13 protein-coding genes are annotated in these 17,783 nt (G+C 38.3%); 6 read left to right on the top strand and 7 right to left on the bottom strand.

Annotated elements, in window-relative coordinates; genetic code table 11:
• Nucleotides 1-124 precede the first annotated feature (124 nt).
• The 4 genes from BMX40_RS04850 (at nucleotide 125) to BMX40_RS04835 (ending at nucleotide 7,500) form a co-directional block, all read left to right on the top strand.
• Entirely contained in the window at nucleotides 125-2,143 is a 2,019-nt protein-coding gene (locus tag BMX40_RS04850; RefSeq protein ID WP_090867410.1) for an alpha/beta fold hydrolase, read from the top strand.
• Nucleotides 2,144-2,445: 302 nt separating this feature from the next.
• Complete coding sequence (gene glpK, locus BMX40_RS04845; RefSeq protein ID WP_090867408.1) at nucleotides 2,446-3,936, top strand: glycerol kinase GlpK; 1,491 nt, start codon at nucleotides 2,446-2,448, stop codon at nucleotides 3,934-3,936.
• Nucleotides 3,937-4,171: 235 nt separating this feature from the next.
• Nucleotides 4,172-5,833 (top strand): glycerol-3-phosphate dehydrogenase/oxidase, encoded by a 1,662-nt coding sequence (locus BMX40_RS04840; protein ID WP_090867406.1) that lies wholly within the window; start codon nucleotides 4,172-4,174, stop codon nucleotides 5,831-5,833.
• A 599-nt stretch (nucleotides 5,834-6,432) separates the two neighbouring features.
• Nucleotides 6,433-7,500, top strand: coding sequence for a C40 family peptidase (locus tag BMX40_RS04835; protein ID WP_090867404.1), 1,068 nt, complete (start codon nucleotides 6,433-6,435; stop codon nucleotides 7,498-7,500).
• A gap of 126 nt (nucleotides 7,501-7,626) precedes the next feature.
• Here BMX40_RS04835 and BMX40_RS04830 read toward each other — a convergent pair whose 3' ends face one another.
• Nucleotides 7,627-7,842 carry a hypothetical protein gene (locus BMX40_RS04830; protein WP_139177911.1) on the bottom strand — a complete coding sequence of 72 codons (216 nt, stop codon included), beginning with the start codon at nucleotides 7,840-7,842 and terminating at the stop codon, nucleotides 7,627-7,629.
• Between the two features lie 186 nt (nucleotides 7,843-8,028).
• Here BMX40_RS04830 and BMX40_RS04825 point away from each other — a divergent pair, with 186 nt between their 5' ends.
• Nucleotides 8,029-8,937, top strand: a complete 909-nt coding sequence (locus BMX40_RS04825) for a Gfo/Idh/MocA family protein (protein ID WP_090867401.1) — start codon at nucleotides 8,029-8,031, stop codon at nucleotides 8,935-8,937.
• A 57-nt stretch (nucleotides 8,938-8,994) separates the two neighbouring features.
• Here the strand turns inward: BMX40_RS04825 and BMX40_RS04820 are convergent, their stop codons facing one another.
• From BMX40_RS04820 to BMX40_RS04810, 3 genes are all read right to left on the bottom strand, one after another.
• On the bottom strand, nucleotides 8,995-10,443 hold the full coding sequence (locus tag BMX40_RS04820; protein ID WP_090867400.1) for a glycoside hydrolase family 32 protein: 1,449 nt from the start codon (nucleotides 10,441-10,443) through the stop codon (nucleotides 8,995-8,997).
• 60 nt (nucleotides 10,444-10,503) lie between these two features.
• Nucleotides 10,504-11,907, bottom strand: coding sequence for a sucrose-specific PTS transporter subunit IIBC (locus BMX40_RS04815; RefSeq protein WP_090867398.1), 1,404 nt, complete (start codon nucleotides 11,905-11,907; stop codon nucleotides 10,504-10,506).
• A gap of 156 nt (nucleotides 11,908-12,063) precedes the next feature.
• Nucleotides 12,064-13,053, bottom strand: a complete 990-nt coding sequence (locus BMX40_RS04810; RefSeq protein ID WP_090867396.1) for a LacI family DNA-binding transcriptional regulator — start codon at nucleotides 13,051-13,053, stop codon at nucleotides 12,064-12,066.
• Nucleotides 13,054-13,175: 122 nt separating this feature from the next.
• Between BMX40_RS04810 and BMX40_RS04805 the strand changes: the two genes are divergently transcribed.
• A complete protein-coding gene (locus BMX40_RS04805) occupies nucleotides 13,176-14,120 on the top strand; it encodes an aminoimidazole riboside kinase (protein ID WP_170840667.1) in 945 nt (314 codons plus the stop codon).
• Nucleotides 14,121-14,175: 55 nt separating this feature from the next.
• Here the strand turns inward: BMX40_RS04805 and BMX40_RS04800 are convergent, their stop codons facing one another.
• The 3 genes from BMX40_RS04800 to BMX40_RS04790 form a co-directional block, all read right to left on the bottom strand.
• The gene (locus BMX40_RS04800) at nucleotides 14,176-14,952 is read right to left on the bottom strand and encodes a transposase (RefSeq protein ID WP_090867393.1); all 777 of its coding nucleotides are present in this window, start codon (nucleotides 14,950-14,952) and stop codon (nucleotides 14,176-14,178) included.
• Nucleotides 14,953-15,537: 585 nt separating this feature from the next.
• On the bottom strand, nucleotides 15,538-16,005 hold the full coding sequence (locus BMX40_RS04795; protein ID WP_090867391.1) for an acyl-CoA thioesterase: 468 nt from the start codon (nucleotides 16,003-16,005) through the stop codon (nucleotides 15,538-15,540).
• Between the two features lie 32 nt (nucleotides 16,006-16,037).
• Nucleotides 16,038-17,783, bottom strand: a complete 1,746-nt coding sequence (locus BMX40_RS04790; RefSeq protein WP_090867389.1) for a class I adenylate-forming enzyme family protein — start codon at nucleotides 17,781-17,783, stop codon at nucleotides 16,038-16,040.

Here is a 17,783-nt window from a genome sequence, read left to right as displayed (position 1 = left end):
GGGATCATGTATTATATAGGAAACATAATGTTCTCACGAATATCTATTATTGGAATAATAGACAATACTATTTTACTTTTTATATTAATCTAGAAAAACGTACAAATTGAATAGGAGGAAAATCATGAAAAACGTAAAGAATCCTATCTTATGGATTGTTATTTCTTTAGTATTGATTTTTGTAGGGAGTTTTTTAGCATCTCAGTTTAATAGTTCCAGTGGAGATGTTGAAGTAGACCGAATTTACTTTGATACACCAAGAGGTGAACTCTCTGGTTTATTATATAAACCAAATGGATCTAATGAAGAACCAAGACCAACCATTGTAGCAACACATGGTTATCTGAATTCTGCTGAAATGCAAGATGCACAAGCAATTGAAATGTCTAAAAGAGGCTATGTCGTCCTAGCATTAGACCAATATGATCACGGACACTCTACAGGGACAATGGAAAAAGAGTCTCCGTTTATGTCATTTTGGCCACACGCTATCTATGACGCAGTGCAATATATGTATGATCAAGATTATGTCTTAAAAGATGAAAATAGCAATGGTATGATTGCAGTTTCAGGTCATTCGATGGGCGGATTCTCTTCTACACATGCAGTTATGCTAGATGAGAACGATTTCCAAGAAAATGGTTATCGTAAAATTGCTAGCTCCCTAACATTTGGTTCGGATTATTGGTGGTTAACATTGCTAGGTTATACCGACGAAGATATTAATAATTCATATGGTCCAAGGACATCAGGAAAAGTTGCTGGACAATACGATGAGTTTTTCTTTGACCGAGAAGCAGAGATGGCTTCAGAACCAGTTGTGAAAAAAGACTACGTTAACACGGAAGAAGGACAAGGATTTTTAGGAAATCCAGAAAACCCTCAAGCCGGGGAAGTTTACCAAGTTGATGATGGGAAAAGAGTAATTTATCAGCCAAATGAAACCCATCCATGGAACCATTTTTCTAAAACATCAACAGGCTATGCTATCGACTTCTATGATATGACATTTGCAGACTATGATAACCTCGTAACTATTGGTAAAGATGGACAATCATGGGTATTTAAAGAATATTCATCCTTTATTGCTCTTATAGGATTTTTCCTACTCTTTATTCCAATGATCTTGTTACTAGCGAAATTACCATTCTTTAAATATATTTATACGAAAAAACCAGAGGCACTACCTGGCCCCAAAACACCAGGCGCTAAAGTAGCAAGCTATATTCTATTGATTTTCGGTGGATTATTCCCAGCATTATTCTTTACTGCTTGGTATAGTGGTGATACCTATGGAATGAGATTAATAGGACAAATTAACCTCATATTAATTATTACGTTTGCTATTGTCATGATTTATTCATTTGTGAAGAATGCTAACAAAAATATGAAATCATGGTCTATTATCATGCTTGTTTTAAGTGCGATTCAATATTGGTATTTGAATGGACAAGACAAATTCATTACGGAAACTGAATTCTTTGGAGCACCAACAGCAAATCCAACTGTCTATTGGGCGATCAATGTAGCTATTGTTATGTTGATGTTACTAGTTAGCACCCACTACATTTCTAGAAAACCAGAAGGAGCAACAATTGCTAATTATGGAGTAAAGGCTAATGTGAAGGCTATTCTTGCATCACTAGTCACGGCTATCGTTGCAGTTGTTATTGGATACGGTATGCTGTATATCGTTGATGCTGTATTTAAAACGGACTTCCGACTTTGGACATTTGCAGTAAAAACATTCGAAGGACAACATGTGATTGCATTACTAAAATATGCTCCACTATTCTTTATTTACTACTTTGTCATTGGAATTTCTGTCAACATGAATACTACCGGAGAGAAATTTAACGGATTTAAAGGATATATTGCTTCCATTCTACATTTTGTAGGAGGTTTAATCCTTTACTTGGCTTACCATTACGGATTATTATTTACAACAGGAGTAGCAGGATATCCTGCTGAATCTCTTTCATCTATTATCGTTATTGGTTTAGTTCCCGTATTAACAATAGCTGCTATCTTCAATACATTCCTATACCGTAAGACAGGAAATGTTTATGTTGCGGCCTTCTTAAATACAATATTAATGACGATGATCACATTAGCAAACACTGCGCTTTATACTGTATTTTAAAAACCAAAGTGCAAGCGAAGGATTAGCCAAGTACAACTAGTGCCCCTAAAATAGGATTCAAGTAAGGGGCGCTGGACAATAAATTGCCACGTCCCTGAAATGGGAAATCACTTTTTTGTATGGGATGTTTCTAACGGAAGCTTTCCTTTCCATCTGGAATCATCGACACTAGGCTGTACTCTATCGAAGCTAAACGTGGTAAATTTATTAAGTTCCTAAAAAGAGCGAAGGATTAGTCCTTAAGCTCTTTTTTAGGTGTAAAAATACATCATTGCCAAAATCACTATTTAGGAGAGAATATCATGGAGAAATTTATTTTATCTCTTGACCAAGGTACAACAAGTTCACGTGCTATATTATTTAACAAACAAGGTAGTATCGTTGCTACTTCCCAACATGAGTTTGAGCAATTTTTCCCAAAACCAGGATGGGTAGAGCACGATGCAAACGAAATATGGACATCAATTCTTTCATGTATTGCGGATGTGATCCGTAAAGCAGATATTTCTGCAGGTGATATCGCTAGTATTGGCATCACCAATCAACGGGAAACGGCTGTTGTATGGGATAAAAACACAGGAAAGCCTATCTACAAAGCAATCGTTTGGCAGTCACGACAAACTGAAGATATTTGCGGTGAATTAAGGGACCAGGGCTACAGTAATTTATTTCACGAAAAAACAGGGTTACTACTAGATCCATATTTCTCAGGTACAAAAGTAAAATGGATTTTAGATAATGTTGAAGGTGCAAGAGAAAAAGCCGAGAATGGTGAACTGCTTTTCGGTACCATTGATACCTGGTTAGTATATAAGCTATCTGGAGGAAAAGCACATGTGACCGATTACTCAAATGCATCTCGTACGTTAATGTATAATATTTATGATTTAAAATGGGATAATGAATTGCTTGACGTTTTAACCGTACCTAAAAATATGCTTCCAGAGGTACGTCCATCAAGTGAAGTTTATACTACGACAATTGATTATCACTTCTTTGGATTTGAAGTACCTATTTCAGGAATAGCCGGAGACCAACAGGCAGCTTTATTTGGTCAAGCTTGCTTTGATAAAGGAATGGCTAAAAACACCTATGGAACAGGTTGTTTCATGCTCATGAATACGGGTGAAGAAGGCGTCAAATCCAAACATGGTCTCCTTACTACATTAGCTTGGGGTGTTGATGGTAAAGTTGAGTATGCGTTAGAAGGAAGTATATTTGTCGCTGGTTCCGCAATTCAATGGTTACGAGATGGATTACGGATGATAACGGATGCGTCTGAAAGTGAAGATTACGCAACCAAAGTAGAATCAACAGATGGGGTTTATTTGGTACCAGCATTTGTAGGACTGGGAACACCATATTGGGACAGTGATGCCAGAGGAGCAATATTTGGTTTAACTCGTGGAACAACGAAAGAACATTTCATTCGTGCCACCCTTGAATCCCTTGCTTATCAAACAAGGGACGTATTAGATGCAATGGTGTCGGACTCTGAAATTGAATTAAAGTCATTACGTGTTGACGGTGGAGTTGTTAAAAATAACTTTTTAATGCAATTCCAAAGTGATCTATTAGGAGTTCCAGTGGAGCGTCCAGTCGTAAATGAAACCACTGCCCTAGGTGCCGCTTACCTTGCTGGCTTAGCTGTAGGATACTGGAAAAATAAAGATGAGATCGCCAAGCAATGGAAAAATGAACGTACATTTAAACAACAGTTAACTGAAACAAAGCGTGAAGATTTATATACTGGCTGGAAAAAAGCAGTTACTGCAACCAGAGCATTTAAGTAAGAGAGTCCTTGTATTTCACATTACATAAGGCTTTCCATAGCGCTACAATCATGCTATACTAGTAATAAGTTAATATATTGGATGGAGAATTTCGAGAGACCATATCACTCTATGTCTACATGTAGGCAATAGAGTAATAGTGGTCTCTTTTTGTTTTTCTAATGGAGATTAAGAGATGAATAGAAAAACATCGTTACAACTAGTGAGAGACAAAATAAGAAGGGAACGATGATTTATGCAATTTTCAAATTTAGAAAGGAATAACATGAAACAAAGGATGCAAGAGGAAGCGCTAGATCTTGTTGTAATCGGTGGAGGAATTACAGGTGCTGGAATTGCATTAGATGCTGTTACACGAGGCATGAAAGTAGCTACGGTGGAAATGCAAGACTTTGCTGCAGGTACCTCAAGTAGATCGACTAAACTCGTTCACGGTGGTCTCCGTTACTTAAAACAATTTGAATTTAAGGTTGTATCTGAAGTCGGTAAAGAACGGGCAATCGTCTACGAAAATGGGCCGCACGTAACAACACCCGAGTGGATGATGTTACCTTTTTATAAAGGCGGAACGTTTGGACCATTCACAACAAATATTGGGTTAAAGGTTTACGACTTTCTTGCTGGTGTGAAAAAGAATGAGCGCAGAAGAATGTTTTCATCAGACGTTGCCATGGAACGGGAACCTTTATTAAAGAATGAAGGCATGAAAGGCGCAGGTTATTATGTAGAATATAAAACTGATGACGCCCGCCTAACGCTTGAAGTAATAAAAAAAGCAGTGGAAAAAGGGGCATTTGCACTAAACTATATGAAGGTTACCGACCTTTTATATAAAAATGGAAAAGTAGTTGGCGTGAAGGTACTCGATTTAACAGATGATACTGTTACAGAAATTTACGCGAAAAAGATTGTGAATGCAGCAGGACCATGGGTAGATACGTTGCGAGAAAAAGACGGATCTAGAAAAGGAAAATCCCTACAGCTAACGAAAGGAATTCACCTTGTGTTTGACGGAGAACGTTTCCCATTAAAACAAGCTATATATTTTGATACACCAGATAAACGGATGGTATTCGCCATTCCACGTGAAGGAAAAACATATGTCGGTACTACAGATACCGTTTACAAAGGAGATATCACTCACCCGCAAATGACTGTTTCAGACCGAGATTATGTGATTAAGGCTATTAATTTCATGTTTCCAAACGTGAATATTACGGCAACTGATGTGGAATCAAGCTGGTCTGGCTTACGTCCTTTAATACATGAAGACGGAAAGTCTCCTTCTGAAATTTCCCGTAAAGACGAGATTTTCATCTCTGAATCTGGATTAATATCTATCGCTGGTGGAAAGCTTACGGGTTATCGAAAAATGGCTGAAGGTATTATAGACCTTGTAGCTAAACAATTAAATGAAGAGGAGGATAAACATTATCCGTCAACCCAAACAGAGCACCTTCCAATCTCAGGTGGAGATGTTGGCGGTTCTAAAGGATTTGATGTTTTTAAGAATCAAAAGCTTGTGGAGGGTCAAAAGCTTGGCTTAGATACTAGCACCACAGAATCATTAGTTAGAAGATATGGTTCCAATGTCGAAGTTGTTTTTGATATCTATTCAACTAATCGCGAAAAGGCAACCGCTGAACAGATTGATCCGGTTACGTTTGCTATGCTTCGATACGCCATTGATCATGAAATGGCTTATAAACCTGTTGACTTCTTTATCCGCCGTACTGGTGCATTATTTTTCAATATTAACTGGGTACACGAACATAAAGAAGCAGTTACTGACTATATGGCTACTGAATTTAATTGGTCAGAAGAACAAAAAGACGTTTATTGTAAAGAGCTTGAAGAGTTGTTGTATGATGCTGTGAATCCGGTTGAAGAGGAGTAAGTAATTAAAGGGGACCCCTTTATGGAGGAGGCTTGTTTTACAAACAGGGTAATTGAGTTATATTAATTCCGAATCTCAAGGGTTATACGTATAGGTCAAAGAATTAACTAATAATCTGTTTGATTTTCGGAATGGGTTTTAACACTTAAACTTTACTTGAATTATTTTTGGGAGCTTGAATTTAACAAGTTCCCTTTTAATTTTTACAGTGGTTGACACTTGTTATCAAGTATTAGTTCTCATCTTTAATAGTGTACTACCTTATTTGTTTTTACCTAAGAAGTTTAAAATAACTGGGCAAAGACCCATTGCCCCCCTCAATTCTGCACTTAGTAAAGGGAGATGTACATCACCGAGTAAGTGATTCTTTAATCAGCAGGGGTCTTACCATCAGTTATATATAGGTATAAAATTGCTAATTTTCAACTATTATTTTCTATTATTCTACTATTCTCGACATAAATGGTATATTATAATATAAATACTAGTTTCTTAGAAAACTTGGCATTTGCTAACCTTTAGTGACTGCCTCAGTTGCACTTATGCAGGATAGGAAAGTTATTCTTTTCTATCTGCAAAAATAAGGGAGGGTTTACCAATTGGCTAATAAAAAGCTTTTTATGTCCGTTACAGCGACTGCGTTTATCGCCTCAGCACTTCTTGGTGCCGAAGAAGCAGAAGCGGCAACCTACAAAGTTAAAAGCGGAGATTCACTGTGGGTGATCGCTCAAAAACATAACATGACAGTTTCACAGCTTAAATCGATGAACAACTTATCTAGTGATATCATCTTTCCAAATCAAACCTTAGAAACAGAGACAAAATCCGAAACAACGAAGAAGACTACTAATGATGCCAAAATTAAGACGGAAACCACAAAGTCGGAAACATCTACATATACCGTTAAATCAGGAGACACTTTAAGTGGCATTGCATCAAAGTATAAGATATCCCTATCAGATTTGATGAAATGGAATAACATGGATTCCACACTAATTTATCCAGGGAACAAGTTAGTCATTCGTAAATCAACAAATACAGAACAAAAGACGAATAACTCAACAGAGAACAAGTCTTCCAACAAAACGACAGAAAAAGTAAGCTCTACAACTGTATATACAGTTAAATCAGGAGATACACTTTCCAGAATTGCTTCCCAACATCAAGTTAAAGTTAATCAAATTAAAAGCTGGAACAACTTAAAATCGGATATGATCTATATCGGTCAAAAGCTCAATATCGGAGGGGAACCTAGCCCGAATAACTCTAACTCCAAGGACGAAAAGCCAGCAAAAGCTTTGGATTATGATGTAGATAAGCTTATTAATACAGCCAACAACCAATTAGGTGCAGGCTATGCTTGGGGAGGAACTACTCCAAGTGGATTCGATTGTAGTGGATTTATTTATTATGCTTATAAACAAGCAGGGATGGACATTATGCGCCATTCTAGTGAGGGGTATTATAACCGTTCCTACTACATCGATACACCAAAGCTTGGCGACCTTGTCTTTTTTGAAGGGACTTATAAAGCTGGTATCTCCCACGTAGGTATTTATATCGGAAATAACGAGTTTATTCATGCGAGCTCAAACGGTGTCGTTATTTCAAATTTAAATAACGCGTATTGGAAGGAGCACTTTGAAGGATTTAAGCGGTTTTATTAAGATTACTAAGAATATATAGAAGGAGGTTAACCTTTAACTTTTAGGACAACCTCCTTATTTTGTTAGCGATGCGGTATAGTGAAGAAGTGCAATAACAACGCCGATATCTTTATTAATTTACGCTCCCTATTCCCACCCAATCCCATCAAACATTTCCTGAAATTGGACCAGTTCATCCATCTTCTCATGAAACCACGTTATAATTTCTAGATGCTGATCTTCCATGGGAATAAAGTCAGAAAGTGGTTTCTCATACCATCCCCAGAAGGCTCCCCCACCATCGTCTGTGTAATCAAAGCCATCAAAACTTTCGATAGATTCCTTGATCATTTGGTGTTTCATGTCTCTTGTTGTAAACAATGGAAACCATTAGCAATGGGTATGTCCTTTTCCCCTTGATAGATAATATCGTTATCAAATGAAGAAATTTGAATCGATAATAAAGGTGCCAGGCACTCCTCATGTGTCCATCACTTCATAATGGTATACTCATGATAGATCAAATCCTAAAAGAAGGGGTCATTGCAAATGAAAATCGCAATCATTGGGTTGGGGGATATTGCAAAAAAAGCATATTTACCTGTTTTATCTGAAAAGGAAGGAATCGAGTTAGTTCTTTGCACAAGAAATCCCAACGTATTGGAAAGCTTAGCAAAAAAATATCGGATTAAGGAAACCGTTCAATCAATAAATGAATTACAAACGCAAAACATTGATGCGGCAATCGTCAGTACTGCTACGGAAGCACATGTGGAAATAGCAGATCAATTGATCCAACAAGGTATTCCCACCTACATAGATAAACCAATATCTCTAAATTACCTAGAAACAGAACGGATTGTTAATCGTGCAAAAGAATCTGGAACATTGGCAATGGTGGGATTTAATAGAAGGTTTATCCCAAGGGTAAATGAATTAAAACATCATGGAAAAGCCACCCTTATTCTCATGCAAAAGAATAGATTTGCCATGCCTGATAAAATTAGAAGATTTGTAGTGGAAGATTTTATCCACGTGGTAGATACACTCCGATTTTTAATGGATACAGAGGTCAAAGAAGTAAAAGTGGAGCACCACCGTGATGGTGACATTCTACATCATGTTATCATCCAACTAATCGGAGAGAGTTGCACTGCTATTGGAATCATGAACCGAAATGGCGGAGTGACAGAAGAAATTATTGAATATAACACCGCCCAAGACAAATTTGTAGTAAATAACCTTGTCGAAACTACTCACTACCATGGCAAAGAAATCAGCATAACAAAATTCGGAGATTGGGACCCAACACTATATAAACGAGGATTCTACCAAATAATCGACCACTTTATCGATTGTGTAAAAAATAACCAAACACCCAACCCATCTATAGAAGATTCACGAATCACCCATGAAATTTGCGAAAGAATCGTGCAGGCTATTGATCCTAAAGTTTAAAGGAAGCAGCAGTAAAGGAAGCAGCAGAACCGTCCCACTGCTTCCTACCACTGCTTCCTAACAAAATTGCTTGAGGTTCCATTTTTTCACGTGAACTATTGCTGTTCCTTCAGCATGGAACCGAACTTGTTGTTCCTCTGGTGCGAATACTCGGGAAGAGAACACTTCTTCTCCATGATTGAGAAAACACTCCATTGATGACGTGTCTTTAAATAGACGAATAGTTTCTAAGTCAGCTATTGCACAGGTGCGAATTTCCTTTTTACCATGGAGTCCTATTCTTTCAAATGAAAAAAGCGCATGTTTGGCATCATAAACGAATCTACCTGCATCACCAATCTCTATTGTAAGAAGTCCATCTGACAACTCGGAAATAGAAACCTCTAATTCAAATACACTTCCACGCACATCCTCTAGCTCAACTGCTGAATTATGATTGAGCTCAACCTGGTTGTAATGCACTTCATTTTCTCTAAGATTCTCCAATTCCCGAATAGGTTGTTGATATAGTTTGTTATCCTTCAATTCCAATTCTCTCGGTAACGTGAGCGCATGAACCCAGTCATATTTCTCTGTTGGTTGGGGAATGTTATCTTCGGTCGCATTTCCCATCCATCCAATCAAAATTCTTCTCCCATTTACTTCAAATGTTTGAGGTGCATAGAAGTCAAAGCCACGGTCGATTTCCGTAAACGCTCCATGGTTAAATCGTTTCGTTTGAAAGTCCATATTGCCAACAAAGTAACCTGATTGGTAGATATTATTGTATAAGATTCCCTCGGATTCTAATCCTTGTGGAGACACGACTAAAACATCCTTATTTGCCAACGAAAACAAATCCGGGCATTCCCACATAAAACCGAAATCGTCTAATCCATTCATACCATTTCCAGCAATCTTCCCTTCAAAAGACCAATCTAGTAGATTATTAGAACTGTATAATACAACACAGCCCTTCTCGTCATTAGTCTGAGCTCCGATTACCATGTACCAAGCGTCCCCTTGTTCAAAAACCTTTGGATCTCTAAAATGAGCAGTATATCCTTCTTCCACTTCAATAACCGGTCCCTTTTTTTCAAACGTAATGCCATCTTCAGAAACAGCCAGACATTGATAGGATTCTCGGTTACCGTTCACGCCCTTCACATTCCCTGTATAGAACAAGTACAATTTTCCGTCATTCACGATTGCACTTCCAGAGTAACAGCCATCTTTGTCAAACCAAGCATCCGGAGCCAAAGCGATAGGAGCTAACTCCCAGTGTATAAAGTCTTCCGAAACATAATGTCCCCAAAATTTCGCACCATGTTCTGTCTTAAATGGATTCCACTGAAAGAAAACATGGTATTTCCCTTCGAAAAAGATTAGACCGTTTGGATCGTTTAATAATCCAACGGGAGGCATTAAGTGATAATGGAGGCGATTTGGGTCCTCGAAAACTGTCTTTTTAGATTGAATCATTCTTTCATAAGCCTTTTGCATTAAATTAGCTGCATGTGATGCCATATTCTTCGATGCACTCCTTTTTATTACAAAGACAGGCAATATTTTGCCTGTCTTCACTTATTAAGCAGATTTTGTTTCCTTCAACATTTTGTCAGAATATCCAAACAACCACGTTAACGCAAAAGCTACTGCGATAGCCGTAATATTAACAAGGATATATTGTATAATTTGTCCATTTAAATAAAGAAGGGTACCTGGAATAACTGTTATCGACATTCCTGTTCCTTGGATTCCTAACATAGAAGCTAGGAATCCCCCAGCAGCCCCGCCAATTAACCCCATAACAAATGGTTTGACATAGCGAAGGGTAACCCCAAATATAGCTGGTTCTGTAATACCTAAGAATGCAGAGAAAGAAGATGGAAGTGCTAACGCTTTAAGCTTTTTCGATTTTGTCTTCAATCCAACTGCCAATGCAGCTCCCCCTTGTGCTGCAACTGCAGCAGTTACGATGGCATTATACGGATTGCTTCCTAAGTTTTCTAACAGCTGAATCTCAAGCATATTGAAAATATGGTGTACACCAGTAATTACGATAATTTGGTTTAATCCACCTAGTAATATTCCTGCAAGACCTAATGGTAAATCCAAAACAAACAGTGTCCCCTGTAGAATATACTCTTCTACTGTGTGGAAAACTGGACCAATAACAAACATTGCTGCAACAATCATAATTAACAGCGTTAAAAATGGCGTTAAGATTAAGTCTAATGATTCTGGTACTCGCTTACGAATTGCTCGCTCCAATTTCGCTCCAACTATACCTGCAATAAATGCGGGTAGAACAGCACCTTGGTAACCAACCACAGGAATAAAACCGAAGAAATATAGTGGCTCTGCTGCTGTTGCAACGTCCCATGCATTTGGTAAGGCAGGGCTAACTAACATCAATCCGAGTACTAACCCAATAATTGGAGAACCGCCAAAAACCCTAAAGGTTGACCAGGCTACAAGAGCAGGTAAGAAAATAAATGCTGTATCTGTTAATATTTCCGTGAATAAAAGGAAATTTTCCGATATATCATCAGGAGTCATTCCAAATAAAGCTAATATTTCTTCCTGCATAACTAATCCGCGAAGCCCCATAAATAGACCGGTAGCAACGAGAACTGGAATGATCGGGACAAACACATCACCAAATGTACGAATAGCACGTTGGAAGCCATTTTTCTGTTGTTTTGCTTCTTTCGCCTGTTCCCCCTTGGTCGTACTGTTGACCCCTAACTTCTCTACTTCTTCATAAATGCGATTAACTGTTCCCGTTCCAAGGATAACTTGATATTGTCCTGAATTAAAAAAGGCTCCTTTAACCTTCTCAATCTCTTCGACTTTTTCTTGGTCAATCTTCTCTTTATCATGAACCATTAATCGTAGTCTTGTTGCACAATGTGCAACTGAATCAATATTTTCATTGCCTCCTACTGCATCAATGATTTCTTGAGCAATTCGTTTATTTTCAGCCATTTGACAATTCACTCCTTTAAATATCTTTTGTATGAAATCGATTCCATAATAAGTAAAAATAAATTCAATAAAATTAGTTCTCACCACAACATTGGTGTGGTATCGATTCCACACATATGATAAAAAATAAATGGAACCGATTCCATCTATTTTTTATCATACACTATTTCTTTTTATAAGTCTATAATCAATTGTGATTTTTTTAGGGTCAATTTCATTAGAAGCGATCATTTCTAATATCTGCTTTCCTGCTTCACTACCTGCTTCCTCATTTTGATAGTCGACCGTAGTTAATGGTGGATCAACATATTGTGAGATCTCGGATGCCCCAATACTAACAATTGCGAAATCATTCGGTACATCTATATCGATTTTTTTTAGGTAACTCAGTGCCCCTATTGCTAAACGATCTGTCACTGCAAATAGTGCCGTAGGTTTTTCTTTCGAGCGATTGATAATCTGTTCCATCGCTTTATTCCCAGAATCAATATCAAAGACAGCTTTTTGCATCCATGCTCCTTCGATCGTCAGCTTATTTGCTTGCATTTCATCTATATATCCCCGTTTTCGTTCATAACCTACTGCTCGATCCTCCTCGTCGACACCGATAAACGCAATCTTTTCATGCCCCTCCTTGATTAAAAGCGAGACAAGTTCCCGTGAGGCATGATAGTCATCGTATACAACACTAACCACACCCTCTATTTCTTGTCCAATAACAAGGAAAGGGATGGAAACCTCTTTTATTTTTTCAACAAGCTGCTTTTCGGTATTTGTTGCAATTAAAATAATCCCATCAACTTGACGAGCCTTTAACAAATCAATGTATTCCATTTCTTTTTCCGAATTTAAATTGGTATTAGCCAAAAGTATCTGGTATCCATTAGCAGATAGTACACGATCAATCCCTGCAACAATTTTACCTGAGGTTTCGGTTTGTATTGTCGGTAATATAACCCCTATGACCTTTGTTTTCTTGGTTCGGAGTGATTTCGCATGCTGACTAGGTGCATATCCAGTTTCTTTAATTACTTTTTCAATTCTTTCTCTGGCATCCTCACTAACATAGCCAGAGTTATTTAATGCTCTAGAAACAGTTGACCTAGAGACGTTTGCCATTTCTGCAATTTCTTTTATGGTAAGCATTATTTTGCCCCCCTTACCTATTCCGATGATACTTTTACTTTACCATAAGATTTGACATTTTAGTGGGAAAGTAATAGAAATAATGATAATGAAAAAGTTCAAGTACTATAGGAGGTATCAATATGAAACAAGGAATTCTAACACTGGGAGAAGCCTTAATTGATTTTATCCCAACAGATAAATCAAATTCTAGATATATCAAAAGCCCAGGAGGTGCACCAGCAAATGTGGCCGTTGGCGTCGCTAGACTAGGGTTGAAATCATCATTTCTAGGAAAAGTGGGACATGATGTATTAGGAAAATTTTTGCAAGAGACGTTACAAGATTATGGAGTAGACACTTCCCAACTACATTTTTCAACAGACACGCGTACGGGGCTTGTTTTTGTCAACAACAAAGAAGATGGCGAAAGAAGCTTCGACTTTTATATAAATCCAAGTGCCGATCAAATGCTAGAAACCAAAGACATTGACATCGATTTATTGCAGCAACATAAAATTTTGCATTTTGGATCCATTTCACTTATTAACTCTCCTGCTAAGGAAGCAACAGAACACGCGGTATCAGAGGCCAAGAAAAATGGAATGCTAATTTCCTATGATCCGAATTTACGATTAATGTTATGGGAAAGCGAAAGCCATGCACGGGAAGCGATTATCTCGATGTTAGGTCAAGCAGATATTCTAAAAGTTTCCGAGGAAGAATTGGAATTCATAACTGGTACTGCTGACCTTTCGGAGGGGATCAAAGCACTTCTCCCCTATCAAATTCCTCTCATTCTAGTAACGATGGGGGCAGAGGGTGCGTATGTTCATACAGCAGATGGGGCAACACATGTACCAGCTAGATCGGTTAAAGCTGTTGATACCACTGGTGCGGGAGATGCCTTTGTTTCTGGAATACTCTATTCGATCCATGAATATAGTGGCAACTTTCAAGATATACGTTTAGACAAGGCAGTAGATATGGTGAAATTCGCTTCTATTTCCGGAGCACTGGCTGCTTCTACAAAAGGAGCCATGACTGCACTCCCAACCTTAGAGGAAGTAAACAATATTTTGAATTAAAAACGGTGGGAAGCGGTGGGACGGTTCTGCTGCTTCCAAAAAGTAGTACCCGAAGCTATGCTTTAAATATAAGATTCACGGATACTCCTAGAATTCTCGCGGCTTGACGTTGTGAAACTCCGTCAAGCTCTTTTATTTTTTGGAAGACTTCCGTTCGCTTCTCCTTAGGCAAACTTTTGACGTGTTGAATTTTAGTAGTACCTAGTAGCTGCTTGATTACTATTCTTGCCTCTTCGTCAGTTTTTCTCCTTCTCATGACATGCTCATCAAGACAATCATCGTCGTTTTTTGTCTCATTATATAACTTAAATTTCTCTACTGCAGAAGCTTGTTCTGTTGAAAACATTCCTAATACCAGCTCCTTGTCCAGTAAGTTTTTAGGAAAACAATAATTACCATAGTATCCAAGACAGCTACTCCACCTCCATCCATCAACTTGATTCACAATCCCTGCTTTAACGGGATTTTGGTGAATGTATCTTGTTACCGTTAATAAATACCTACTGGTTTCCACGTTCTCACTTCGGAATCGATCCTGAAAAAGGTGGCCTGTAGTAGCGTACTTATTGTTATAATACACAACGTAACTTACTCCTATCCGTTTCATGGTAGTCGAAATTTCCTCGTTTCCTTCTTTCAAAAGTAGATGCACATGGTTGTTCATTAAACACCAAGCATAAACTTTAATTTCTGTTGTTGCTTTATATTTTTCAACGATCTCAAGGAACTTCATACAATCTACATCATCATGATATATTTCTTGTCTGTTTGCACCTCGTAGCATAATATGATATGTTCCACTTTTACTTTTCTCCCTGGCTTTTCGGGGCACGTTTCATTCACTCCTTTAGTACGATTCTAAAAACAACTCCCTTTTATAAAGCATTTCCTCTCCATTAGAGTTGTGAATGAATAACTGCTAAAGACAATTGCACGCACAAACACGTACTTTAAACTAACACGATTCCTATTGGTTAATTGAACATCTTTATCAAGTAGGTAGCTCCCACTTTCATAACAAAAAATCTACTATTCCGTTCGCTCTTCGGTCTTCCAATTTAGTGAGTCTGTATGTTTGGGATCTTTAATCGGGAAAGGAAATAACGGTAGACGTTAATTAATTGGATATTTTGGAAACTACAATATTAAAGGGAGGAATGTTTTTAGTTCTTGCACGTTCATATAATCGGGTGGAAAATGTTCAGTAGAAGTGAGTATACTAAACATAAGATGGTACGTTGAGGGTGCTTGGGTGTGTAACCCAATAAAATGTAGAAATAAGATAAGGGAAGCTAGAAGCCCAAATTAATTACTTCCAAATTCATGATACTTTATGACGAACGTAAAATCAAGAAAATTCACTTATTTTAAAGGGAGTTTGTATAAAGGAAGCGTGAGAACCGTCCCACTGCTTCCTTCATCTTTGTTTTAAGGTTTGATATACTTTTGGGGATGTTTTGTCGATTCTTGTGGGCTTCCATTTTTGGTTGACCCACATGTGTTTGGTGCTTCCTTTGGCTAATAGTTCACCGATGTGTTCTATGTTTTCTAAAACAATTCCACTTCCCGATTGGTATGCTTGTTCACTAATTTTTCGTGCTTCATATACAAACTCCAAGCGGACTGGTGAGTAGGTTGCTACATTTGTAAATATAGCAACACAGTCATCAAATCGAGCGGGTTTCTTATACTCAACATTCACGTCCATCACCGGAAGAAGTAGCCCTTGTTCTTCCATTTTATGATAGGAAAGCCCATAATAACGCATCCATTCGGTACGTCCAATTTCAAACCAACTGACATAATTCGTGTGGTGGACAATCCCCATTTGATCTGTATCTTTATATTGAACACGTAAGTTCTCTTGATACCAAGTTTCCTCCATTGTCTTCCCCCCGTTTTGCGTTCTAATACGTTTTAGCTCTCGGAACGAGCAAGCTTCTCTTTTGCCATCTCTACCAAACGAAACTTTTGGACTTTTCCCGTACCTGTCATTGGCCATTCCGACTCCTCAACAAACCATACATGACGTGGATTTTTAAACCGCGCAAGGCGATCCGAACACCAATTAATAATATCCTTTCGTGTACATGATTCTCCCTGTTTCCGTTCAATAAAAGCCGCGCCTATTTCCGTTGTCATTTTATCAGGAACACCAATTACATTCACTTGATTGACGGCAGGGTGCTGAGAGATGACGGTTTCCACCTCACGAGGAGCAACTAATTCTCCAGATACTTTATACATTTCCTTACTTCTACCAAGCAGCTGGATATAACCATTTTCATCTATTCGGCCAACATCACCGGTCCGTAACCAACCATCTTTATCGATAATCATGGCCGTTTCTTCTGGCTTTTTATAATACCCATGGGTTACCGTATTCCCCCGTACCGCAAGCTCTCCGACAGCTCCATCTGGCAAATTTTCTCCCGTATCTGGATCAATCGTTTTGTATTGAACAGAACTTCCATTAAATTCAGGCATGGAACTGGATCCCCCTAGTTTCGGACGACCAACCCTAGTAGAAATACGCTCGAGCGGATCACCTATTTTCGTTGTCACACCTGACGATGATACTTCTGTTTGCCCATAACCTGTAATAATTTCTGTTAACCCTAAACGTTCTACTGCCATTTCCCAGACTGGTACCGGAGCTGGTGCTGCACCACACCACATTGCAAATAAACTTGATAAATCAAATTCAGACAAGCGTGGATGATTTAATAAAGGTACCAATGTAGAAGGAACACATAAATAATCATTAGCTTGGTATTTCTCCATCAACTCCAAGGATTTAAGCGGGGAAGCTCCAAGTGCTGAGATGAACGACCCTCCAACAAAAGACATGGCAAGAATCGCCTCAATAATCGCAAAGCAATGATAGAATGGTAGTGGAGCAAACGTCACACGCCCATCTTCAATTGCTCGACTCATACACGTACCATATGCGCAACGGAGCAACATATCATCAGTCAGCATAACTCCTTTAGGATTCCCTGTAGAACCAGATGTGTACATGATCATGGCAACCTCATCTGGATATTTTGATTCCTTCCAGCGTTGATTTAGTTCTTCATCAGACACAGCACCGGCTCCGCTTACAAAATCATGCCAAGCTATAAACCGTTCATGCTGGGTAGATGTGTCATTATCCGATAGACAAACTACTTGCTCTAGCTGACTTTTTTCGCGAAAATCTTCTTGATCGAGTAATGCCGCAATAGCTTTCCCATGTTGTTTATCCTTTACTTTTTCTTGCATTACTAAAAACTTCGTATCCGATTGTGAAATAATATATTCAAGCTCTCCCTTTGTAAGCATCGCATTAATTGGAATAAAGACTGCCCCAACTATAGATGAAGCAATCATCAATGCTGGGTACGTCGAATCATTATTCATTAGAATCGCAATATGATCTCGCCGTTTCACCCCCAATTTAATAAATGCCTTGGCGAGCTGAATGGCTTGCTTCCAAACCTCTCCATAAGTAACGGTTTGACCATCGATATAGATATACGGTCGTTCGCTATACTGCATACACGCTTTTGAAAAGTGTCCAGCAATCGTATCGCGCGGCCACTCAGGAAAACGACTTTCCAATGTTTTTCTTCTTTCTGCTACCTGTTGACGAAGCGTTACTTGGTCTGTATTAGTTGTCAT

The organism is Oceanobacillus limi, from assembly GCF_900111445.1.
GTDB classification, from domain to species: domain Bacteria; phylum Bacillota; class Bacilli; order Bacillales; family Amphibacillaceae; genus Ornithinibacillus; species Ornithinibacillus limi.
The sequence above is the reverse complement of the archived record's forward strand: the minus strand, read 5'-3'. Positions and strand labels throughout refer to the sequence as shown.

Coding starts and splice junctions, on each gene's coding strand:
- BMX40_RS04830 (WP_139177911.1), bottom strand. CDS start 7,842: ATGAAACACCAAATGATCAAGGAATCTATCGAAAGTTTTGATGGCTTT.
- glpK (WP_090867408.1), top strand. CDS start 2,446: ATGGAGAAATTTATTTTATCTCTTGACCAAGGTACAACAAGTTCACGT.
- BMX40_RS04790 (WP_090867389.1), bottom strand. CDS start 17,783: ATGACAACTAATACAGACCAAGTAACGCTTCGTCAACAGGTAGCAGAA.
- BMX40_RS04810 (WP_090867396.1), bottom strand. CDS start 13,053: ATGCTTACCATAAAAGAAATTGCAGAAATGGCAAACGTCTCTAGGTCA.
- BMX40_RS04820 (WP_090867400.1), bottom strand. CDS start 10,443: ATGGCATCACATGCAGCTAATTTAATGCAAAAGGCTTATGAAAGAATG.
- BMX40_RS04850 (WP_090867410.1), top strand. CDS start 125: ATGAAAAACGTAAAGAATCCTATCTTATGGATTGTTATTTCTTTAGTA.
- BMX40_RS04815 (WP_090867398.1), bottom strand. CDS start 11,907: ATGGCTGAAAATAAACGAATTGCTCAAGAAATCATTGATGCAGTAGGA.
- BMX40_RS04840 (WP_090867406.1), top strand. CDS start 4,172: ATGCAATTTTCAAATTTAGAAAGGAATAACATGAAACAAAGGATGCAA.
- BMX40_RS04805 (WP_170840667.1), top strand. CDS start 13,176: ATGAAACAAGGAATTCTAACACTGGGAGAAGCCTTAATTGATTTTATC.
- BMX40_RS04795 (WP_090867391.1), bottom strand. CDS start 16,005: ATGGAGGAAACTTGGTATCAAGAGAACTTACGTGTTCAATATAAAGAT.
- BMX40_RS04825 (WP_090867401.1), top strand. CDS start 8,029: ATGAAAATCGCAATCATTGGGTTGGGGGATATTGCAAAAAAAGCATAT.